A 22,217-nucleotide genomic window follows, 5' to 3' on the forward strand; every position below is an offset into this window, starting at 1 on the left:
CCTTGCGCACATTACGTATCAAATAGAATAACAGACAGCGTTAATAATGATTTATGTGATGAAATGTGCAGATAAGCTGCTGTTAAATATGCTTTGTAACAATTTCGACTAGAATTTATACCAGAATTAGCTGGTCGAATACGTGCACTTTTTTAGAATACGCTGTTACAAAGACTATCCGAACCTTTGGGAGTACACACAATGCAAGAGAACTACAAAATTCTGGTCGTGGATGACGACATGCGCCTGCGCGCGCTGCTTGAGCGTTATCTGACCGAGCAGGGCTTCCAGGTTCGTAGCGTCGCGAACGCTGAGCAGATGGATCGTCTGCTGACCCGTGAATCCTTCCACCTTATGGTGCTGGATCTGATGCTGCCAGGAGAAGACGGGCTTTCCATTTGCCGTCGCCTGCGTAGCCAGAGCAACCCGATGCCAATCATCATGGTCACGGCGAAAGGGGAAGAGGTCGACCGTATCGTAGGCCTGGAAATTGGCGCCGACGACTACATTCCAAAACCGTTTAACCCGCGTGAACTGCTGGCGCGTATCCGTGCCGTGCTGCGTCGTCAGGCGAACGAACTGCCGGGCGCACCGTCGCAGGAAGAAGCCGTTATCGCATTCGGTAAGTTCAAGCTGAACCTCGGCACGCGCGAGATGTTCCGTGAAGATGAGCCAATGCCGCTCACCAGCGGCGAGTTCGCGGTACTGAAAGCGCTGGTGAGCCACCCGCGTGAACCGCTTTCCCGTGACAAGCTGATGAACCTGGCGCGTGGCCGCGAATACTCCGCAATGGAACGCTCCATCGACGTGCAGATCTCTCGTCTGCGCCGCATGGTCGAAGAAGATCCGGCGCATCCTCGTTATATTCAGACCGTATGGGGTCTGGGCTACGTATTTGTCCCGGACGGTTCTAAAGCATGAGGCGAATGCGCTTCTCGCCGCGAAGCTCGTTTGCCCGCACCCTGCTGTTGATTGTCACCTTGCTGTTTGTCAGCCTGGTGACGACCTATCTGGTTGTGCTGAACTTTGCGATTCTGCCAAGCCTCCAGCAGTTTAATAAGGTCCTGGCATACGAAGTCCGTATGCTGATGACCGATAAACTGCAGCTGGAGGACGGCACGCAGCTGGTCGTTCCTCCGGCGTTTCGTCGTGAAATCTACCGTGAACTGGGTATCTCGCTTTACTCGAATGAGGCGGCGGAAGATGCTGGCCTGCGTTGGGCGCAGCACTATGAATTCCTCAGTCAGCAGATGGCACAGCAGCTTGGCGGCCCTACGGAAGTGCGCGTTGAGGTTAACAAAAGCTCCCCCGTCGTTTGGCTGAAAACGTGGTTGTCACCCAATATCTGGGTGCGCGTCCCGCTGACCGAAATCCATCAGGGGGACTTCTCACCGCTGTTCCGCTATACCCTTGCCATAATGCTGTTGGCGATAGGGGGCGCGTGGCTGTTTATTCGTATTCAGAACCGACCGCTGGTCGACCTGGAGCACGCAGCGCTACAGGTCGGTAAAGGGATCATTCCACCACCGCTGCGTGAGTATGGCGCATCGGAAGTTCGTTCGGTGACGCGAGCGTTTAACCATATGGCGGCAGGCGTGAAGCAGCTGGCTGACGACCGCACGCTCCTGATGGCGGGGGTGAGTCACGACCTGCGAACTCCGCTGACGCGTATCCGTCTGGCAACGGAAATGATGGGCGAAGAGGACGGTTATCTCGCGGAGTCCATTAACAAGGACATTGAAGAGTGTAATGCCATCATTGAGCAGTTTATTGACTACCTGCGTACCGGGCAGGAGATGCCGATGGAAATGGCCGACCTGAACGCGGTGCTGGGCGAAGTGGTGGCGGCTGAAAGCGGCTATGAACGTGAAATTGATACCGACCTTCAGGCCGGTGAAATCCAGGTCCGTATGCATCCGCTCTCCATCAAGCGTGCGGTCGCCAACATGGTGGTCAATGCGGCGCGCTACGGCAATGGCTGGATTAAGGTCAGCAGTGGCTCTGAACTCAACCGCGCCTGGTTCCAGGTGGAAGATGATGGCCCGGGCATCAAGCCTGAGCAGCGTAAGCACTTGTTCCAGCCGTTTGTACGCGGCGACAGCGCCCGCAGTACCAGTGGAACCGGGTTAGGTCTGGCGATTGTGCAGCGTATTGTCGATAACCATAACGGGTTGCTGGAGATTGGTACCAGCGAACGGGGGGGGTTGAGCATTCGCGCGTGGTTACCGGTGCCGGTGACGCGGGGACAGGTGAAAGAGAGTTAAAAAAGGGTGCGGCATGATGCCCGCACCCCGGCCCTCTCCCACGGTGAGAGGGAGAAAACCTTAAAAAAGGCAACTTTCGTTGCCTTTTTGCTTTTTCCTACAGCTTAGGTCCCGCACTCACCAGCGCTTCACCTGCCGGGGTATCGGTATACTTCTCAAAGTTTTCAATAAACAGTTTTGCCAGCGATTCCGCCTTCTCACGCCACTGCTCCGGTGAACCGTAGGTATTGCGCGGGTCAAGGATACGCGTATCCACGCCAGGCAGCGCCGTTGGGATCGCCAGATCGAACATCGGCAGGGTAAAGGTTTCGGCGTTATCCAGAGAACCATCCAGAATGGCGTCGATAATGGCACGCGTATCTTTGATCGAGATACGTTTGCCGGTGCCGTTCCAGCCGGTATTGACCAGATAGGCCTGCGCGCCGGAGGCCTGCATGCGTTTCACCAGCACTTCAGCGTATTGCGTTGGGTGCAGAGACAGGAACGCTGCGCCGAAGCAGGCGGAGAAGGTGGGTGTAGGCTCCGTCACGCCGCGCTCGGTGCCTGCCAGTTTGGCCGTAAAGCCTGACAGAAAGTGGTACTGCGTCTGACTGGCGGTGAGGCGAGAAACCGGCGGCAACACGCCGAACGCATCCGCGGTCAGGAAAATCACTTTCGTCGCGTGTCCCGCTTTCGACACCGGCTTCACGATATTGTCGATGTGGTAGATCGGATAAGATACGCGGGTGTTTTCGGTTTTCGATGCATCGTCGAAGTCGATCGTTCCATCGGCGCGTACGGTGACGTTTTCCAGCAGCGCGTCGCGTCGGATAGCGTGGAAAATATCTGGCTCGGCCTCTTCAGACAGACGGATCGTTTTCGCGTAACAGCCGCCTTCGAAGTTAAACACCCCGTCATCATCCCAGCCGTGTTCATCATCGCCAATCAGGCGGCGTTTCGGATCGGTTGAGAGGGTCGTTTTACCGGTGCCGGACAGGCCAAAGAACACCGCCACATCACCTTTTTCACCCACGTTTGCCGAACAGTGCATGGAGGCAATACCGCGCAGTGGCAGCAGGTAGTTCATGACGGAGAACATTCCTTTCTTCATCTCGCCGCCGTACCAGGTACCGCCAATCAGCTGGATACGTTCGGTCAGGTTAAAGGCAATGAAGTTTTCCGAGTTCAGACCCTGCTCTTTCCACTGTGGGTTAGTGCATTTTGCACCGTTCATCACGATGAAATCAGGGGTGAAATCCTGTAACTCTTCGTCGGTTGGACGAATAAACATGTTCTTCACGAAATGTGCCTGCCAGGCCACTTCGGTGATGAAACGCACGGAAAGACGGGTGTCGGCGTTAGCGCCACAGAAAGCATCGATAATAAACAGACGCTTGCCGGAGAGTTGTTGGGTGACGAGACCTTTCAGGTGCTGCCAGGTATCCGGGGAGAGCGGTTTGTTATCGTTCTTCCCTTTGCCTTTATCAGCCCACCACAGCGTATCGCGGGTGGTTTCGTCTCGGACGATGTACTTATCTTTCGGCGAACGACCGGTAAAAATACCGGTATCGACGGCGATAGCACCAAGGTTCGTCAACACACCTCGCTCGTATCCTTCCAGTGCTGGATTGAGCTCTTCCTGATACAGCGTATCGTAATCGGGGTTGTAGACGATTTCCTGGACGTCGTGAATACCATAAGCCTTGAGATCTTGCGGGGTTAAACCAGTAACACGCATATCACTGCTCCTTAGCCAATATGTACTGCCTGAAATTGTAGGGTTTTTCTGAGGTTGTTAACCGCGACGGGGCTCATAGATTTACGTATCTGGACAAAACCCTTACTAACGGAAAACGCTGCGACTCCAGTCACAGGGCAGGCGGATTATCGCAGGATTCGCTTTTTGGTTGGGGAAAATGTTCTTAAAAGGTTATGGGCTAGTGAATTTAACCGAAAGAATGTGAATGTAATCGCATACATGTTGGAAAATTACGTAAGGGTTACATTATGAAAACGATTCAGCTTGGGCAGGACTTTCCCCTCTCCCTTGGGGGAGAGGGGAAGTAAGGGGAAGTGTTAGTGCACCTGTGGATCCGCTGGGGAGGCGTTATTGCGGATCTCGGCGATATCCATCGCATTGAACACATAGTGAGAGCCGCAGTAGTCACAGTGCATATCGATTTCACCGTCTTCTGCCATGATGCTGTCGATCTCTTCATCCGGCAGGGTTTTCAGTGCGCCAGCGCAACGCTCGCGGGAACAGGTGCACTTAAATTCCACCGCCTGCGGGTCGTAAACCGTCACTTCCTCTTCGTGATACAGACGCCACAGCACGTCGGTTGCCGACAGGGTTAACAGCTCTTCCGCCTTGATGGTTTCCGTCAGCATAGCCAGGTGTTCGAAATCGTTAGGCTGTGCATCTTGCGCAGGGAGAACCTGCAGCAGCATGCCGCCAGCAGCAGGCTGGCCATCGACTTCACCGGTGCGGATAAACAGACGCGTTGGCAGCTGTTCAGAACGCATAAAGTAATCTTCAAGGCAGGCCGCCAGCGTATCGCCCTCCAGTCCGACAACGCCCTGATAACGCTCACCTTCTTCGGGTGAAATGGTGATGACCAGGAAGCCATTACCCACCAGCGTTTTCAGGTCTGCGTCTTCAGGAACATCGCCCTGTACGCGAGCCACGCCGCGCATTTGCTGCTGGTTATTGCCGTTGATCACGGCCAGCGTCATTGGGCCATCGCCCTGCAGCTGCACGGTGATGTCGCCAGCAAACTTCAGCGTGGCGGTCAGCAGGCTGGTGGCAACCAGCAGTTCGCCCAACACGGTTTTTACCGGCTGCGGGTAGTTATGGTTCTCCAGAATCTGTTTCCAGGTTTCGGATACGGTGACCAGCTCGCCACGCACGGCGAATTGTTCAAACAGATAGCGGTGTAATTGGTCGTGTTGGGCCATTTTAGTCTCTCGTGCGGGTGAGGGTTACTGGGTCTCACCGTGTTTAAATTTCATCAGATCGCGGCGCTCTTTTTTATCCGGTCGCCGGTCCGGGTGTGGCATTGTCAGCGCGTTCATTTTGCGCGCCAGCGCGGTTTTCTCGCGTTTTTCAATGCTTTCTGCCGTCTCTTCATAAAGCTGTACGGCTTCGGTTGCGGGCCGACGCTGTTCGGTAATGGCTTTAATCACTACCGTTCGTTCATCGTTGCCCTGACGCAGCGTTAGAGTGGCATTTAGCTCAACCAGCTTACTCGGCTTGCTGCGCTGGCCGTTGTAATGCACTTTCCCGCCGTCAACCATTTCACGGGCAAGGGCGCGCGTTTTATAAAAACGGGCCGCCCACAGCCATTTATCCAGTCTTACCCCTTCAGCGGGTTTTTCTTTCATGGCGTCTCCTTCACGAGCAGTGAGGGGATCATCCGGCGATAGTCGTTCATTCCCGGATGGCGCAGATAGCTTTTTTCAGCGAGGCCAGAATCAGGATTGGTCACGCCCAGGCAATAGCGAATACCGAATGTCGTTGCGGCATCCAGAATCGGTTCACTGTCATCGACAAACAGCGTGCGTTCCGGCTGTAAACCGGTCTCTTCCGCCACCGCATGCCACAGCCGCTGATCCTCTTTCGGATAACCAAATGTGTGGGTGGAAAGTAATAAATCAAGGTGTGACGCCAGACCCGTATGTTCCAGCTTCACGGCCAGATTATGCGGATGCGCGTTGGTCAGCAAAATACGGCGTTTTCCGCTCGCTTTCAGCGCGTCCAGAAAGGGCACGGTATCCTCACGCAGTACGGCACGTGGACCCTGGGCGGTGGTCATCGCACAAATATCCAGACCGAGGCGCTCGCTCCAGTAGTCCAGACAGTACCAGTTTAGCGTATGTTGCACCGCGCTATATTGCGAGCGAATGAATTCCTGCGCTTCTGCCGGGGAGATACCCTGCTGTTCGCCATAGGTTTCAGGCACCAGCTTTTGCCAGAAATAGTTATCAAAGGCGAGATCGAGCAGCGTGCCGTCCATATCCAGCAGGACGGTATCAACCTCCTGCCAGGCGATATCAAGATGCATAAAGGGGAACTCCAGCCAGAAGAAACGTGCGCGACAGGGTAGCACAACTTGTCGCGCAGTGACGTTATCCGATCAGGCTATCGGGGGAGGGGATCAGCGTAGGATTGAGGCAGTTTTCATAATACTGCTGGATATCAGCCAGTCGCGTACGAGCGCGCTGATAGCGGCGCAGGGCCATAAAACCGTTCCAGAAAATGCACACTAGCATCGCCATCATCAGCAGAGAGGTACCCACATAGCGCCACAAACCTGCGCTGTCTGGCATCCGGTGCAGGTCGATATGGCGCGTGCCGTTGGCATCCGTGTAGATACCCGTGACGATCCCTTCGGCGCTGAACGGCGTTCGCATCAACATCTGTGCCAGACGCTGGAATTCACCCCATTGCTCCTGAGCAGGGTAGTCATACAGGGCGATCTGCGGATAAGGTTGATCGACCAAATCGCTACCCTCGTCGCTGACAATCACAAAGCCACCCGGTGCCGGGCTGTTCAGTGCCTGAGCCGCGCGGGTCGTTTCACGCATCACGAACGGTGAGGTGGAGGTAGCGACAAGGTTTTCCAGCGATTCGGCGCTGACCGGACGCAGCAACACGTTGACGCCGTCCAGTCGTCCGTCTTCCGCGCGTTTAACCAGCGCGTCCCAGTCTTTGCTGTTGCCGAGGTTTACCAGGGCATTCTTAAGGCGCACGCACTCATCCTGAGCGGAACATAAATCCTGCGTTTTCAGGACGATTTCACCAAAGTCGTCCAGCAGTACCATGCCTGATTTCTGAATTGCCGAGCGCAGGGCAGGACTAACGCGTGAATCATCTTCCGTTTTCGGGTGCAGCTGGCGGCTGAGCGTCTGGGTGAGCGCCGTCGCTTTTGTGACGACATCCGATTCCGGCAGCGGCAGCGGCGGCGCTTCGTTCCAGATAATCTGAGAGCAATCGAACGGCGTGAACGGAGAGTTCTGGCGCGTGTTCCAGGCACCAGGGGTATGAATATTACACATCCCCGTCCCCTTCAGGCGGAGCGTATCCCCGACCCGCACGCCCGCCTCTTCCAACTGCTTAACGCTGGTGGCTTCAACGGTTTGCGCACCTTTAATCCACGACAGCGTGAATTTTATCGGCATATCCAGCGGCACGCAGAGGAGCAGCATGGCAAACACCAGCGCCGCACCGCCTGCAATGATCGTATTGCGCAGCCAGTGCTGCAGCGGGAAGTTTTTCACTTCATCATGCAGGGATAAATAGCGCCCCTGACGCACAACGTGGCGGTCAAGGTAGATATCAATATCAGTTTGATGCCCTAAATCCTGGGCAATCCACGGCTGCCAGTGGCGCGGGTAGATGAGATCGATAATGCCGAGCGAAATATTGTTGATATGTTCCTGATCGTTCTCGCCGAACAAACCCCAGCGTTTTGGTGTGCCGCGCAGGCAGTGGATTTCGCGCAACGAGGTTTTAGCCGGTGGGGCAAACATGCCCCAAAGCCCGGCAGCCAGAAGCAGCATTGCGCCCCCCGCCAGCCACGGGACAAACACGTCAGGCGTCAGCAGGCAGAAGAAAAAGAGCAGGAAGGCGGCGACGATCAGTATCGCTTCACGGATGCCATCCGGGCGGCTCAACGCATACTCTTCATGGGTCTCCTGACGGATGTTCAGTAGCTCAATCTGCTCTGTTTCTTCTCCGCGGATGGAGGCCTGGGTTGAGCTTGCGCGCTCCAACGCAAATCGTGGCGCTTCCTGGACGTATTCATTCAGGGTATGGCCGTTAAGCGAGATAACCAGCGGCAACGAGTCGGTGTGGATCAGCTCAACGCTGTTTTCGTCATTGATGTACTGTTCCCAGAAGGGCGGCAGATGGACTTCGACAGAATCGAGGTAGTAGCGCCATTTGTTGGGATCGTCGGTGGTGATGCCATAGCGGGTGATAGAGCGCGTGACGCAGAGCACCGTGTCGCTTTGTGCATTCAGGCTGAGTGAGACCGGAGCAGCAGTGGCTCCCGTTGGCCCAGGCGTCAACTGAGAACGGTTTAGCGTCTCGAGATAATGTTCAACGGCTCCGCGCTCTTCCGGCGTAAGCTTGCGCGTGGACGCACCGGCAAAGGCATTCAAAAAGGGCAGCCGATATCGCCGCTGTATGCGGCGTCTGTACGCCCACACTGCAACCAGCACGCCGGCCAGCATAGCAGCGAGAACAATCAAAATGGTGCTCATGCATTCCCCATCTTACTTTTCTTCTTACAGGTGTAGTCAGTTGCACCTTAACAGTGAATGAGAGTCTGTGGTTGGCTATCGGCAAGCATGGAGTCGAACTTGAGCATTCTGAAGCGCATCCCAGTGACCGGTGATGATAGCAAAGCCTGTGATGGCGCGATATCAGCAAATTCCTGGAAACATTTCAACCTCTTGACTTTTGTTTTGAAATGAGGATTGATTCTTGTTACGTTGCACAAATGTAAATAAAGAACAATTGACATTGCCGAAACCGTGCGGCATATCGCACAATAAAGCCAGTTCACACAGCAAAGACCCATCACGATGAGCAAACCACTACAAAAACCCACCATTCTGAATGTTGAAACCGTCGCCAAATCGCGCCTGTTTAATGTCGAAAGTGTGGACCTGGAGTTCAGCAACGGTGTGCGTCGCGTTTATGAACGTATGCGCCCCTCGTCACGCGAAGCGGTGATGATAATACCCATTGTCGACGATCATCTGATCTTGATCCACGAATACGCTGTGGGAACGGAGTCTTACGAGCTAGGGTTCTCGAAAGGGCTTATCGATCCGGGCGAGACGGTGTTTGAAGCCGCGAACCGTGAGTTAAAAGAAGAAGTCGGTTTTGGCGCAAACGAGCTGTCGTTCCTGAAAAAACTGAGCATGGCGCCCTCATATTTTTCAAGCAAAATGAATATCGTGGTGGCTGAAGACCTCTATCCAGAATCGCTGGAAGGAGATGAGCCGGAGCCACTGCCGCAGGTTCGCTGGCCGCTGGCACATATGATGGATTTGCTGGAAGAGCCTGACTTTAACGAGGCGCGAAACGTGAGCGCATTATTCCTGGTGCGCGAGTGGTTGAAGGGGCAGGGGCGGCTGTAGCGTCATCCGTAAAAACGGCAACCATAAGGTTGCCGTTTTGCATTAGAAATGTAGGCCGGGTCAGGCGTCGCCGCTACCCGGCTTTTTTGTGAGCATCAGAACAGCTCGTGCGTTTCGCCGTTATCAATAATCTCTGTACCCACTTCATGCACCGCCTGCGTTGTTGGCTGCGTACCCTCAATGAAATACTCTTCGCGGCTGTTCCCGCCGTTGGCTAACTGCCCGGTGCTGCGATCGATATTGACGGTCACGATGCCCGGCGGCGGCGTCAGCGGCTGCTCCGGAACGCCTTCAAGCACAGACTTCATGTACGCATCCCACGCCGGTTGCGCGCTCTTCGCACCGCCTTCGTAGCCGGAAATCTGATCTTTGATCGCGCCAGAGGCGGTTGTACGACCTAAATCGCGACGGTGATCGTCAAAGCCGATCCAGACGGAGGTCACCACGCCTGGCCCGTAACCAGAGAACCACGCATCTTTGGAGCTGTTGGTAGTCCCGGTTTTACCGCCGATGTCGCGGCGCTGCAAATCACGCCCTGCGCGCCATCCGGTTCCCTGCCAGCCTGGCTCACCGAAGATGTTGGTGTTCAGCGCACTTTTGATCAGGAATGACAGCGGCGTGTTAATCACGTGCGGGGCATACTCCTGCGCGCCGGTTTGGGCGACCAGTGCCTGGTTAGCCTGTTCAAGCTGAGGTTGCGGCGCCACGGTGTTCGGTTGCTCCTGAGAAATGGCAACGTCTTCCATGTCTTTGTTCTCAAGCACGTTGGACTTCTGCGTATCGCCGTAAATCACCGGGATGTCACATTCCGCGCAGGCAATCTTCGGTTTTGCTTCGAACAGCACTCCGCCCTGATCGTTCTCGATTTTGCTGATGAAGTACGGGTCAATCAGGAACCCGCCGTTCGCCATCACCGAGTATCCGCGCGCTACCTGCAGCGGGGTAAAGGAGGCAGAACCGAGTGCCAGAGATTCGGTGTGCACAATGTTCTGCGCCGGGAAGCCAAATCGCTGCAGATACTCTGCTGCATAATCCACGCCCATCGCACGCATTGCGCGAACCATTACCACATTCTTCGACTGTCCCAGACCCTGGCGAAGACGGATTGGACCGGCATATTGTGGCGGGGAGTTCTTCGGCTGCCAGTCGGAACCGGCACCGGCATCCCAGCGAGAGATAGGTACGTCGTTGAGGATACTGGCGAGCGTTAACCCTTTATCCATAGCGGCGGTGTAGAGGAACGGCTTGATGTTAGAGCCAACCTGACGCAGCGCCTGAGTGGCACGGTTAAACTTGCTCTGGTTGAAGTCAAACCCGCCGACCAATGCCATTACCGCACCGTTTTGCGGATTGATTGAGACCAGCGCGGAGTTTACATCCGGCACCTGTGCAAGCCACCAGGCATCGCCCACCTGGCGTACCCAGATTTGCTGCCCCGTTTGTATCGCATCGGTCACTTTACGCGGCGTTGGGCCTTGCAGAGTGTCTGAGCGGTATGGCCGCGCCCAGCGAACTCCGTCCATGCGCAGCGATACTGACGTGCCATCGGCCATCATCGCGATGGCTTCCTGCGGATCGGCCTGCGTCACAACGGCAGGCAGCAGAGGCCCATAGGTAGGCAGTGTTTTCAGAGAGTCCGTGATTTTCTTGCTGTCCCACGCGCCTTCGCCCACTTTCCACAACACGTTAGACGGGCCGCGGTAGCCGTGACGCATGTCGTAGTCCATCACGTTGTTACGCACCGCTTGCTGCGCCGCCTGCTGGACTTTACGGGTCACCGTGGTGTAGACGCGATAACCATCTTCGTAGGCCTTCTCACCATAGCGGCTAACCATCTCCTGGCGAACCATCTCAGTGAGGTACGGAGAGGAGAAGGCAATTTCTGGCGCATGGTAGTTGGCGTCGATGGCTGAGTTGCGCGCCTGATCGTACTCGGCCTGGCTGATGTAGCCTTCGCTTAGCATACGCGACAGGACAACGTTACGGCGTGCCGTAGCGCGATCCAGCGAATAGAGCGGGTTAAACGTTGAGGGGGCTTTCGGCAAGCCGGCAATGGTCGCCATTTCGCTTAAGGTCAGTTGTTCTACCGGTTTCCCGAAGTACACCTGCGCGGCCGCCCCAACGCCGTAAGCGCGGTAGCCCAGGTAAATCTTGTTGAGATAAAGTTCGAGGATCTCGTCTTTGCTCAGCAGTTGCTCAATGCGGATCGCGAGGAACACCTCTTTGATCTTACGCATCAGCGTCTTTTCAGGGCTCAGGAAGAAGTTACGCGCCAGCTGCTGGGTAATGGTACTGGCACCCTGAGAGGCATGCCCCGAGAACAGCGCAACGCTTGCGGCACGGAAAATCCCCACAGGATCGACACCGTGATGCTCGTAAAAACGGCTGTCTTCGGTGGCGATAAAGGCTTTCACCATAATGGGTGGAACCTGGTTTAAGGTCAGCGGAATACGGCGTTTTTCACCGTATTGCGCCATCAATTCGCCATCGGCGCTATAGACCTGCATAGGGATCTGGAGCCGCACATCACGAAGCGTGGCGACATCAGGTAGCTGTGGCTCAATATATTTGTACAAACCGTAAATCGAGCCTGCTCCCAGCAGAATGCAACAGACTGCAAGGATGAATAAATACTTTACGAACTTCACCGGAGATTTCCCATTTGGTTTCACTTGGGCAGTTTCTAAACAATCGCGCGGTAGTATAAAGGCAAGCCTGATTCATTGATATAGCCGTCACTCTGACGGGCGATAAGGAGATCGTGAAGCATGGCTTTCAAAACATGGCAAACAGGCGTTCATATTCAACAAGATAAAGTACTGATTGTCTCCCTGGTGCGTGACAAATCAGCCTGGTGCTTGCGCCGCTGGTGGGCTGTACCTCTTGCCGACGGTATCCTCCGCGACGGTAAAATTTGTCAGCCAGAACAACTGGTTGATGCGTTACGCGACTGGCGAAGAACGTTGCCTCACCACCATCGGGTGTTTCTCTCGTTTCCGTCGGCACGTACCCTGCAAAGATCGCTCCCTCGCCCGGCAATCGTGCTGCGTGACAGCGAGCAGCTCTCATGGCTAGGGGCGGCGCTGTCACGCGAGCTGGAGATGCCCGCCGATGCGTTGTGCTTCGATTATGCGCAAGACACGTTCAGCAACACATTCCATGTGACCGCCGCTCAGAACAAGGAGGTTGAAACGCTTCTGACGATGGCGAAAACGCTGCGCTTGCGGCTGGTGGCCATTACGCCGGATGCCAGCGCGCTGGCGAATCTTCTTCCTGCCATTGTGCCCGCGACGTGTGTCGCCTGGAGAGATGAGCACCAGTGGCTATGGGCGATGCGCCATCAGTGGGGGCGACGCTTCACCGCTGAAGCAGACAATGTGCCTGAACTGGCGGCGCTGCTTGCCCTCGCGCCGGACGACATCGCCCTGTTTGACACCCACCGCGATCCGTGGGAAATGTTGGCGCGATGCCAGCCGCCGCTGCCTGAATGTGGTGCCGATTATACCGTCGCGCTGGCGCTGGCCATGAGCGAGGTGCCTGAATGAGCATGCCCAACCTGCTGCCGTGGCGACAGCAACGTCGCAGGCGATGCCTGCGTTTCTGGGGAGGCATGTTTGCGGCAGCGGTCCTGCTGACGCTGGCGGGCGTGTGCAGCCAGCGAATGCATAACGTTCTGTTGCTGAATGCCCTGCACCGTCAGCTGGCGGGAGCGCAGTCGGTGCAGAACGGGCTTCTGTCTCGCCAGAAGCAGAATGCCCCGGCGCAGATTTCCCCGCAACAGCCTCAACGCCTGGCGTGGCAACCGGTGCTGGAATCCCTCTCCAACGTGATGCCGTCGCAGGCATGGCTGACAGAACTTCGTTATCAACCGCCTTCGCTGATGGTTATCGGGTATGCCACCGCATTCCCGGCGCTTTCGGCGATGCATGATGCGCTCGGGAAAATAGCGGGATTTACTGCGGGCGAGGCAGGGGAGCTGTATCAGGATAGCCAGGGTCGATGGATGTTCACTTTTCAGCTTAAAAACCAGGAGTAACACGTGGACATGATGGTTGAACGCTGGTGTCAATGTCGTCCCTGGCAGCGGGTGCTCTGCTGGTTCCTGAGCGTACTTAGCCTAGGAGTGACGGCATGGGGGGCGCTGCTCAGGCCGACACATGAGCAGCTTGCTGCGCGCCAGCTGCTTCACGCTGAACGGACCAATGCCTCGTTGTGGCCCGCTGCGCGCAAGGTGCCGCAACAGCCCGTCGCGCCTGACGTGGCGGTTTTGCGGCCCTTTTCTCCGCTTGATTTTCAGGCCACGGGTACCCGGCTGGTTAACTGGAAGCCGCTCCAAAGCGGCGGGGAACTCACGCTGGATGCAGACTGGCAGGCGATCCCCGCGGTATTTTCCGCGCTGGCCCAGCGGGCTGTGCGGGTTACTGCTTTCACCCTCTCGCCTCAAGGTGCAGCGTTACGCCTGCGGGTGGCGCTGGAGAAAGACCATGCGAGATAGCGCACGATACCTGCTGGTGTGCTCTGCGCTCTTATTAACCGGAATGCGCGATCCCTTTCATCCGCCGGACGATCCGTGTGCCGTCGGTGAGCTGGCACAGTGGCACTACCGCGGAATGGTGGGCGGCATTGGCATTTTGCAAGACGGGCTAACGCGCTGGCACCGTGTGAAAACGCAGGCGCGCTTACCGGCTAGCTGGCAGATCATTTCGATGAATGAAGCTGAACTCGTCGTAAGCGTGGGTGAAAAATGCGACCCCACGCAATGGACATGGCAACGAGAAGGAACGAATAAAAATGAATTTAAGGATAATGCTAGTGCTGTTGGCGCTCAGCAGCCCGCTGAACGCCGCACCAAAGCCAGTCACGCTGGTGGTGGATAATGTCCCCGTGGTTCAGGTCTTACAGGCGCTGGTCGCACAGGAGGAGCGTAATCTGGTGGTGTCGCCTGATGTGAGTGGTTCGCTGTCTCTGAATCTTACGCGCGTTCCGTGGCGGCAGGCGCTGCAGACGGTTGTTACCAGCGCCGGGCTTGTTCTGCGGGAAGAGAGAGGGATTTTTTACGTCCACACCGCGGCGTGGCAGCGTGAACAGCAAGACCGCAAGGAACAGGAACAGGCGCGTTTACAGCTCGATGCGCCGCTGGTCTCACACAGCATTCCCTTTTCATATGCTGATGCCGGAGAGCTGCAAAAAGCGGCGGAAAAGCTTCTTAGCCCAAAAGGGAGTTTATCGCTCGACAAGCGCACCAACCGTCTGTTGGTGCGGGATAACCAGTCGGTACTGGATACGCTGCAACGCTGGGCAGTGCAGATGGATATTCCTGTCGAACAGGTAGAACTGGCGGCGCATATTGTGACCATCAATGAGAAAAGCCTCCGAGAACTGGGGGTGAAGTGGAATCTCGCAGACGCCGCGGGAGTGAGCAACGTGGGGCAAATCACCACGCTGGGTGCTGATTTATCCGTTGCCAGTGCCTCCACGCACGTGGGTTTTAATATCGGGCGCATTAACGGCAGACTGCTGGATCTGGAGCTGTCGGCGCTCGAACAAAAGCAGCAGGTCGATATCATTGCCAGCCCGCGACTGCTGGCCTCGCATATGCAACCGGCCAGTATCAAACAGGGCAGTGAAATTCCTTATCAGGTCTCCAGCGGTGAGAGCGGTGCGACCTCCGTGGAATTTAAAGAGGCCGTGCTGGGAATGGAGGTCACGCCGGTTGTCCTACCGGGCGGACGCGTACGCCTGAAACTCCACATCAGCGAAAATATGCCGGGCCAGGTGCTGCAACAGGCAGATGGCGAAACTCTGGCTATCGATAAGCAAGAAATAGAAACGCAGGTAGAGGTAAAAAGCGGAGAAACGCTGGCGCTGGGCGGTATTTTCTCGCAAAAGAATAAAACCGGAAGCGATAGCGTACCGGGACTTGGAAAAATCCCCTGGCTTGGGCAGTTTTTTCGCCATGATGGAAAAGACAACGAACGGCGCGAGTTAGTGGTATTTATCACGCCACGCCTGGTCGGCATTCGCTAAAGGGCAGCGATCCTCCTAATGATTTTTCCTTCAGTTTGTTGCAGATGTTTGACGTGGGGCATGAATTAGCATACAAGGAGTACCGATTTGAGTTGGGCTTACGACTGTCTTATTTCCTTATGCGTTTGGAACGGTGATTTAATCAGTTGCCAAACAAGCCGGAGTATTGAGATAATTTTTAGTCTGACTCTCGCTCTATTGCATATGAGGTTTCAGTTCATGTCCTGCTACGCGAGGTGTCTGCGAAGCGGGGATTACCATTAACGAATAGTCTTAGTAGTACCGAAAAAATGGCAGAGAAACGCAATATCTTTCTGGTTGGGCCTATGGGTGCCGGCAAAAGCACTATTGGGCGTCAGTTAGCTCAACAACTCAATATGGAATTTTACGATTCTGATCAAGAGATTGAGAAACGAACCGGAGCTGATGTGGGCTGGGTCTTCGATGTAGAAGGCGAAGAAGGTTTCCGTGACCGAGAAGAAAAAGTGATCAACGAACTCACGGAAAAACAGGGCATTGTGCTGGCAACTGGCGGCGGCTCTGTGAAATCTCGCGAAACCCGCAACCGTCTCTCCGCCCGTGGCGTTGTGGTCTATCTTGAGACGACCATCGAAAAACAGCTGGCACGCACGCAGCGCGATAAAAAGCGCCCACTGCTGCAAGTTGAAACGCCGCCGCGCGAAGTCCTGGAAGCCCTGGCCGGTGAACGCAATCCTCTGTACGAAGAGATTGCTGATGTGACCATTCGTACTGACGATCAGAGCGCTAAAGTGGTTGCAAACCAGATTATTCATATGCTGGAAAGCAACTGATTCTGGCTTTATATACACTCGCCTGCGGGTAAAAGCATTTAAGGTGGATGTCGCGTCATGGAGAGGATTACAGTTACTCTCGGGGAACGTAGTTACCCTATCACCATCGCGGCTGGTTTGTTTAACGACCCAGCTTCCTTCTTACCACTGAAAGCGGGTGATCAGGCAATGCTGGTCACCAATGAGACACTGGCTCCGCTTTATCTCGACCGTGTTCGCCACCTGCTTGAGCAGGCGGGCGTGAAAGTCGACAGTGTGATTCTGCCTGATGGCGAGCAGTATAAAAGCCTGGCGGTACTGGATACCGTCTTTACCGCATTACTGCAAAAACCGCACGGTCGTGATACGACACTGCTTGCCCTGGGCGGTGGTGTTGTAGGCGATCTGACGGGGTTTGCGGCCGCAAGCTATCAACGTGGTGTTCGTTTTATTCAAATTCCCACCACATTGCTGTCTCAGGTCGACTCTTCTGTCGGTGGCAAAACGGCAGTCAACCATCCCCTTGGGAAAAACATGATTGGCGCGTTCTACCAGCCCGCATCGGTGGTGGTGGATCTCGACTGTCTGAAAACCCTGCCAAAACGCGAGCTGGCTTCTGGCCTGGCTGAAGTCATCAAATACGGCATTATTCTTGACGGCGAGTTCTTCAACTGGCTAGAAGAGAATATGGACGCCCTGCTTGGCCTTGACGGTCAGGCATTGGCGTATTGTATTCGCCGTTGTTGTGAGCTGAAAGCGGAAGTTGTTGCTGCAGACGAGCGTGAAACCGGCTTACGTGCTTTACTGAATCTGGGGCATACGTTTGGCCACGCCATTGAAGCCGAAATGGGCTATGGCAACTGGCTGCACGGCGAAGCCGTTGCTGCCGGTATGGTCATGGCGGCACGTGCATCTGAGCGCCTGGGTCAATTTACAGCTGAAGAGACAGTACGCATTATTGCACTTCTTGAGCGTGCTGGCTTACCGGTTACCGGGCCGAAGGAGATGTCGGCAGACGCGTATTTACCCCACATGATGCGCGATAAAAAAGTATTAGCAGGTGAGATGCGTCTTGTACTCCCGCTTGCAATAGGGAAGAGTGAAGTGCGCGGCGGAGTGCCGCACGATGTCGTTCTTGGCGCTATCGCTGATTGTCAGCAGGCGTAACAACTAGAAAGGTCAGGCCACCGTTAAAGGTGGTCGTTTAGCTTCAGGCGAAATGCAAAGTCGTTAGCATAAGCCTTTGAGTGGGGTGTTAAATGGATGAATTCAAACCAGAAGACGAGCTGAAACCCGATCCCAGCGATCGTCGTACTGGTCGTTCTCGTCAATCTTCAGAACGTGATAACGAGCCGCAGATCAACTTTGACGATGTTGATCTGGATGCAGACGATCGTCGCCCTTCGCGCAGTCGCAACGCGCGTGATGAGCGAGAAGAAGAGGGTTATGAGTCCGAAGAAGATTCAATGGACGAAGAGCCTGTAGAGCGTCGCCCGCGGAAACGTAAAAAAGCGGTAGCGGCGAAGCCAGCTTCCCGCCAGTACATCATGATGGGGCTAGGTATCCTGGTTCTCGTGCTGCTGATTGTCGGCATCGGTTCCGCGCTCAAAGCACCGTCAACGAATTCAACAGAGCCAACGGCTTCCGCTGAGAAGAGCATCAACCTGTCTGGTAACGATGCGGCCGATCAGGCGAATGGCGTACAGCCAGCGCCGGGGACCACCTCCGCAGAGCAGACCGCCGGAAACACCACGACGCCGCAGGATGTTTCTCTGCCGCCAGTTTCTTCTACGCCAGCTCAGGGTCAGGCACCTGTTACGCCAGAAGGCCAACAGCGTGTAGAAGTTCAGGGCGACCTGAACAATGCGCTGACGCAACCGCAAAACCAGGATCAGGTGAATAACGTAGTGGTTAACTCTACGCTGCCAACTGAACCCGCAACCGTTGCCCCGATCCGTGGCGGCAACGCTCAACCGCAAACTGCTGCGACCGAAACTAAGCCACGTCAGACTCAAACTCAGACTGCCCCACGTCAGGAACGTAAGCAGACCGTGATTGAACCGAAACGTGAAACCAAACCTCAGTCAGTGGTAAAAGCGCCTGAAGTGAAGGCTCCGGCTCAGACTAAACACACTGAAACTGCCGCGGTCAGCGAACCGGCGAAAGCGCCAGTGACGCAGACAGCACCGAAAGCTACGGCGACGACCACTGCACCTGCCGCGACTGCAGCACCGGCTGCTACCGCTACAGCGTCCAGCACCGCAGCAGGTAAAACGGCAGGCAACGTCGGTTCTCTGAAATCTGCGCCATCAAGCAACTACACGCTGCAGCTGAGCAGTTCGTCTAACTATGACAACCTCAACAGTTGGGCGAAGAAATCGAATCTGAAAAACTACGTGGTTTATCAGACCACCCGTAACGGTCAGCCGTGGTATGTGCTGGTAAGCGGCGTGTATGCTTCTAAAGATGAAGCGAAACGTGCCGTTGCCACTCTGCCAGCCGACGTTCAGGCGAAGAACCCGTGGGCGAAGCCGATTCATCAGGTTCAGTCAGATCTGAAGTAATGTTTAAAGCGCAGGATGCTGTCGGAGCTTTCTCCACAGCCGGAGAAGGTGTAATCAGTTAGTCAGCATGAAAAAAAATCGCGCTTTTCTGAAGTGGGCAGGGGGGAAATACCCCCTGCTCGATGATATTAAAAAGCACCTGCCGAAAGGCGAGTGTCTTATCGAGCCCTTCGTGGGTGCTGGGTCGGTGTTCCTGAACACCGACTTTTCTCGCTATATTCTTGCGGATATCAACAGCGACCTTATCAGCCTCTATAACATCGTAAAGCTGCGTACCGATGAGTACGTCGATGAGGCGCGTAAGCTATTTACGCCAGAGAACAATAACCCGGACGTTTACTATCAGTTCCGCACTGAGTTTAATCAGAGCCAGGATCCGTTCCGTCGCGCGTTGCTTTTCCTCTATCTTAACCGTCATGGCTACAACGGCCTGTGCCGTTATAATTTGCGCGGTGAATTTAACGTGCCGTTTGGCCGTTATAAGCGTCCCTATTTTCCGCTGGCCGAGCTGTATCACTTTGCCCAAAAAGCGCAGAATGCAGAATTCCACTGCCTCTCATATGAAGCATGTATGGAACAGGCGGATGCAAATTCGGTGGTCTATTGTGATCCACCTTACGCACCGCTGTCTGCGACAGCCAATTTTACCGCTTATCACACCAACAGCTTCAGCCCGGCCGAGCAGGCTCGTCTGGCGGAGATGGCGGAAAAGCTGGTCAGCAAAAGAATTCCGGTGTTAATTTCGAATCACGATACCCCTGATACGCGTGAATGGTACAAAGCCGCGAAGCATTTTCAGGTCAAAGTGCGGCGTAGCATAAGCAGCAACGGCGGCACACGTAAAAAGGTGGATGAACTTCTGGCTCTTTATCGCCCCTGAGCCGTTTTGCCCGCCGGTAAACACATTTCAAGGAGATGCGGATGAAACAGTTTTTGATTGCTCCCTCAATTCTGTCGGCCGACTTTGCCCGCCTGGGCGAAGACACTGCGAAAGCACTTGCGGCTGGCGCGGATGTCGTCCATTTCGACGTTATGGATAACCACTACGTTCCGAATCTGACCATCGGTCCTATGGTGCTTAAGGCGCTGCGCAATTACGGCATTACCGCACCGATTGATGTCCATCTGATGGTGAAACCTGTTGACCGCATCGTGCCTGATTTTGCCGCTGCGGGAGCCAGCATCATAACCTTCCATCCGGAAGCGTCCGAACATGTAGACCGCACGCTGCAGCTGATCAAAGAGAACGGCTGTAAAGCGGGCCTGGTCTTTAACCCGGCAACATCGCTAAGCTATCTCGATTACGTGATGGATAAGCTGGATGTTATTTTACTGATGTCCGTGAACCCGGGCTTTGGTGGCCAGTCGTTTATCCCTCAGACGCTCGATAAGCTGCGTGAAGTGCGCCGCCGCATCGATGAATCGGGCTATGACATCCGTCTGGAAGTGGATGGCGGGGTGAAGGTCAATAACATTGGTGACATCGCCGCAGCGGGCGCGGATATGTTTGTTGCAGGCTCAGCGATCTTCGACCAGCCGGACTATAAAAAAGTTATTGATGAAATGCGCCACGAACTGGCAAAGGTAAGTCATGAATAAATTGCAGGCAATTCGGGGTGTAGCATTCGACCTCGACGGCACGCTGGTCGATAGCGCGCCAGGTTTAAGCAGCGCCGTCGACCAGGCGCTGTATGCCCTTGAACTTCCCGTTGCGGGCGAAGAGCGTGTCGTGACGTGGATTGGTAACGGTGCCGATGTGCTGATGGAACGCGCCCTGACCTGGGCTCGCCAGGAGCGTGCGTCGCAGCGCGCGGCACAAGGTAAACCCAGCGTCGATCACGCCGCTATTCCACAGGAAGAGCAGCAGCGTGTTCTGCGTAAATTGTTCGACCGTTACTACGAAGAGACTGTCGAAGAGGGCAGTTTCCTGTTCCCGGACGTGGCAGAAACTCTGAACGCGCTCCATGCCCAAGGCATTCCGCTGGGGCTGGTGACGAATAAGCCGACCCCGTTTGTCGCCCCGCTGCTTGTCGCGCTGGATATCGCGAAGTATTTCTCCGTGATTGTGGGCGGCGATGACGTGAAGAACAAAAAGCCGCATCCGGAACCGCTTCTGCTGGTGGCAGGAAAATTATCCTTAACGCCCGCGGAGCTGCTCTTTGTCGGTGATTCACGCAATGATATTCTGGCGGCCAGAGCGGCAGGATGTCCTTCCGTTGGATTAACCTATGGCTACAACTACGGTGAATCCATCACGCTGAGTGAGCCGGACGTTGTGTTCGATCGCTTCAACGATTTGTTGCCCGCACTCGGGCTTTCGCACAGTGAACATCAGGAATTGAAAAATGACTAAGCCCATCGTTTTTAGTGGCGCACAGCCGTCAGGTGAATTGACCATTGGTAACTACATGGGTGCGTTGCGTCAGTGGGTAAGCATGCAGGACGACTACCATTGCATTTATTGCATCGTGGATCTGCATGCGATTACTGCGCGTCAGGATCCTGAGAAACTGCGTAAAGCCACGCTTGATACGCTAGCGCTTTATCTGGCTTGCGGTATCGATCCAGAAAAGAGCACCATCTTTGTTCAGTCTCACGTACCGGAGCATGCACAGCTGGGCTGGGCGCTGAACTGCTACACCTATTTTGGTGAACTGAGCCGCATGACCCAGTTCAAAGATAAATCTGCGCGCTACTCTGAAAACATCAACGCCGGGCTGTTTGACTACCCGGTGCTGATGGCGGCAGATATCCTGCTGTACCAGACCAACCAGGTTCCAGTCGGTGAAGACCAGAAGCAGCACCTGGAGCTGAGCCGCGATATCGCCCAGCGTTTTAATGCGATTTACGGCGATGTCTTCAAAGTGCCTGAGCCGTTTATTCCGAAATCAGGCGCGCGCGTGATGTCACTGCTGGAGCCAACCAAGAAGATGTCTAAGTCAGACGATAACCGCAACAACGTTATCGGCCTGCTGGAAGATCCGAAATCCGTGGTCAAGAAGCTCAAGCGTGCGGTGACCGATTCCGACGAGCCACCTGTTGTGCGTTACGATGTGCAGAACAAAGCGGGCGTCTCCAACCTGCTGGATATCCTCTCCGGTGTAACCGGTCAGAGCATTCCTGAGCTGGAGCAGCACTTCGAAGGCAAGATGTACGGCCACCTGAAGGGCGAAGTTGCCGATGCGGTCTCCGGCATGCTGACCGAACTGCAGGAGCGCTACAACCGCTACCGTAACGACGAAGCTTTCCTGCAGAAAGTGATGAAAGACGGCGCAGAGAAAGCCAGCGCCCGCGCGTCAGAAACGCTGAAAGCGGTGTACGAAGCGATTGGGTTTGTGGCTAAGCCGTAGGTAAAAGAAAAACGGTAATGGCGTTACCGTTTTTAGGGTTTGAACTCTCTTCCTTAAACAAAAAAACCGGGAAATTCCCGGTTTTTTTACGTC

21 protein-coding genes are annotated in these 22,217 nt (G+C 55.1%); 15 read left to right on the forward strand and 6 right to left on the reverse strand.

What is annotated here, in order from left to right; translation table 11 throughout:
• The first annotated feature begins 201 nt into the window (after positions 1 to 201).
• Both ompR and envZ read left to right on the forward strand, forming a co-directional pair.
• Positions 202 to 921 (forward strand): two-component system response regulator OmpR, encoded by a 720-nt coding sequence (gene ompR / locus V5P19_RS17635; protein WP_001157751.1) that lies wholly within the window; start codon positions 202 to 204, stop codon positions 919 to 921.
• Positions 918 to 2,264: a two-component system sensor histidine kinase EnvZ gene (envZ, locus tag V5P19_RS17640; RefSeq protein WP_008503047.1), complete on the forward strand. Its 1,347-nt coding sequence runs from the start codon at positions 918 to 920 to the stop codon at positions 2,262 to 2,264. The genes ompR and envZ overlap by 4 nt, the downstream gene beginning before the upstream one ends.
• 97 nt (positions 2,265 to 2,361) lie before the next feature.
• On the opposite strand, the gene pckA is transcribed toward envZ, so the two are convergent.
• From pckA to V5P19_RS17665, 5 genes are all read right to left on the reverse strand, one after another.
• Positions 2,362 to 3,981: a phosphoenolpyruvate carboxykinase (ATP) gene (gene pckA, locus V5P19_RS17645; RefSeq protein WP_334405592.1), complete on the reverse strand. Its 1,620-nt coding sequence runs from the start codon at positions 3,979 to 3,981 to the stop codon at positions 2,362 to 2,364.
• 338 nt (positions 3,982 to 4,319) lie between these two features.
• Positions 4,320 to 5,198: an Hsp33 family molecular chaperone HslO gene (gene hslO, locus V5P19_RS17650; RefSeq protein ID WP_334405595.1), complete on the reverse strand. Its 879-nt coding sequence runs from the start codon at positions 5,196 to 5,198 to the stop codon at positions 4,320 to 4,322.
• A gap of 24 nt (positions 5,199 to 5,222) precedes the next feature.
• Complete coding sequence (gene hslR / locus V5P19_RS17655) at positions 5,223 to 5,624, reverse strand: ribosome-associated heat shock protein Hsp15 (protein WP_334405597.1); 402 nt, start codon at positions 5,622 to 5,624, stop codon at positions 5,223 to 5,225.
• A complete protein-coding gene (yrfG, locus tag V5P19_RS17660; RefSeq protein WP_334405693.1) occupies positions 5,621 to 6,304 on the reverse strand; it encodes a GMP/IMP nucleotidase in 684 nt (227 codons plus the stop codon). The genes hslR and yrfG overlap by 4 nt, the downstream gene beginning before the upstream one ends.
• Before the next feature lie 64 nt (positions 6,305 to 6,368).
• Positions 6,369 to 8,507, reverse strand: coding sequence for an intracellular growth attenuator family protein (locus V5P19_RS17665; protein ID WP_334405599.1), 2,139 nt, complete (start codon positions 8,505 to 8,507; stop codon positions 6,369 to 6,371).
• A gap of 324 nt (positions 8,508 to 8,831) precedes the next feature.
• Here V5P19_RS17665 and nudE point away from each other — a divergent pair, with 324 nt between their 5' ends.
• On the forward strand, positions 8,832 to 9,392 hold the full coding sequence (gene nudE, locus V5P19_RS17670; protein WP_334405601.1) for an ADP compounds hydrolase NudE: 561 nt from the start codon (positions 8,832 to 8,834) through the stop codon (positions 9,390 to 9,392).
• 95 nt (positions 9,393 to 9,487) lie between these two features.
• Here the strand turns inward: nudE and mrcA are convergent, their stop codons facing one another.
• Entirely contained in the window at positions 9,488 to 12,040 is a 2,553-nt protein-coding gene (gene mrcA, locus V5P19_RS17675) for a peptidoglycan glycosyltransferase/peptidoglycan DD-transpeptidase MrcA (RefSeq protein WP_334405603.1), read from the reverse strand.
• Between the two features lie 120 nt (positions 12,041 to 12,160).
• On the opposite strand from mrcA, the gene V5P19_RS17680 reads away from it, so the two are divergent.
• From V5P19_RS17680 to trpS, 12 genes are all read left to right on the forward strand, one after another.
• Positions 12,161 to 12,937, forward strand: coding sequence for a DNA utilization protein HofM (locus tag V5P19_RS17680; RefSeq protein ID WP_334405605.1), 777 nt, complete (start codon positions 12,161 to 12,163; stop codon positions 12,935 to 12,937).
• A complete protein-coding gene (locus V5P19_RS17685) occupies positions 12,934 to 13,428 on the forward strand; it encodes a PilN domain-containing protein (protein WP_334405607.1) in 495 nt (164 codons plus the stop codon). Before V5P19_RS17680 ends, V5P19_RS17685 begins: the two co-directional genes overlap by 4 nt.
• A gap of 9 nt (positions 13,429 to 13,437) precedes the next feature.
• Positions 13,438 to 13,887: a HofO gene (locus V5P19_RS17690; protein ID WP_334405695.1), complete on the forward strand. Its 450-nt coding sequence runs from the start codon at positions 13,438 to 13,440 to the stop codon at positions 13,885 to 13,887.
• On the forward strand, positions 13,877 to 14,269 hold the full coding sequence (locus V5P19_RS17695) for a HofP DNA utilization family protein (RefSeq protein WP_334405609.1): 393 nt from the start codon (positions 13,877 to 13,879) through the stop codon (positions 14,267 to 14,269). Before V5P19_RS17690 ends, V5P19_RS17695 begins: the two co-directional genes overlap by 11 nt.
• Entirely contained in the window at positions 14,184 to 15,419 is a 1,236-nt protein-coding gene (hofQ, locus tag V5P19_RS17700; protein WP_334405611.1) for a DNA uptake porin HofQ, read from the forward strand. The genes V5P19_RS17695 and hofQ overlap by 86 nt, the downstream gene beginning before the upstream one ends.
• A gap of 290 nt (positions 15,420 to 15,709) precedes the next feature.
• Positions 15,710 to 16,231 (forward strand): shikimate kinase AroK, encoded by a 522-nt coding sequence (gene aroK, locus V5P19_RS17705; RefSeq protein WP_010436374.1) that lies wholly within the window; start codon positions 15,710 to 15,712, stop codon positions 16,229 to 16,231.
• Positions 16,232 to 16,288: 57 nt separating this feature from the next.
• Positions 16,289 to 17,377, forward strand: a complete 1,089-nt coding sequence (gene aroB, locus V5P19_RS17710; protein WP_334405615.1) for a 3-dehydroquinate synthase — start codon at positions 16,289 to 16,291, stop codon at positions 17,375 to 17,377.
• A gap of 92 nt (positions 17,378 to 17,469) precedes the next feature.
• On the forward strand, positions 17,470 to 18,774 hold the full coding sequence (damX, locus tag V5P19_RS17715; RefSeq protein WP_334405617.1) for a cell division protein DamX: 1,305 nt from the start codon (positions 17,470 to 17,472) through the stop codon (positions 18,772 to 18,774).
• A 67-nt stretch (positions 18,775 to 18,841) separates the two neighbouring features.
• Positions 18,842 to 19,654 (forward strand): adenine-specific DNA-methyltransferase, encoded by an 813-nt coding sequence (gene dam, locus V5P19_RS17720; RefSeq protein ID WP_334405619.1) that lies wholly within the window; start codon positions 18,842 to 18,844, stop codon positions 19,652 to 19,654.
• A 41-nt stretch (positions 19,655 to 19,695) separates the two neighbouring features.
• Entirely contained in the window at positions 19,696 to 20,373 is a 678-nt protein-coding gene (rpe, locus tag V5P19_RS17725; RefSeq protein ID WP_334405621.1) for a ribulose-phosphate 3-epimerase, read from the forward strand.
• The gene (gph, locus tag V5P19_RS17730) at positions 20,366 to 21,127 is read left to right on the forward strand and encodes a phosphoglycolate phosphatase (RefSeq protein WP_334405623.1); all 762 of its coding nucleotides are present in this window, start codon (positions 20,366 to 20,368) and stop codon (positions 21,125 to 21,127) included. The genes rpe and gph overlap by 8 nt, the downstream gene beginning before the upstream one ends.
• Positions 21,120 to 22,124 (forward strand): tryptophan--tRNA ligase, encoded by a 1,005-nt coding sequence (gene trpS / locus V5P19_RS17735; RefSeq protein WP_010436358.1) that lies wholly within the window; start codon positions 21,120 to 21,122, stop codon positions 22,122 to 22,124. The genes gph and trpS overlap by 8 nt, the downstream gene beginning before the upstream one ends.
• Positions 22,125 to 22,217: the final 93 nt, after the last annotated feature.

This window comes from Enterobacter sp. UNJFSC 003, assembly GCF_036903355.1.
Lineage (GTDB): Bacteria > Pseudomonadota > Gammaproteobacteria > Enterobacterales > Enterobacteriaceae > Enterobacter.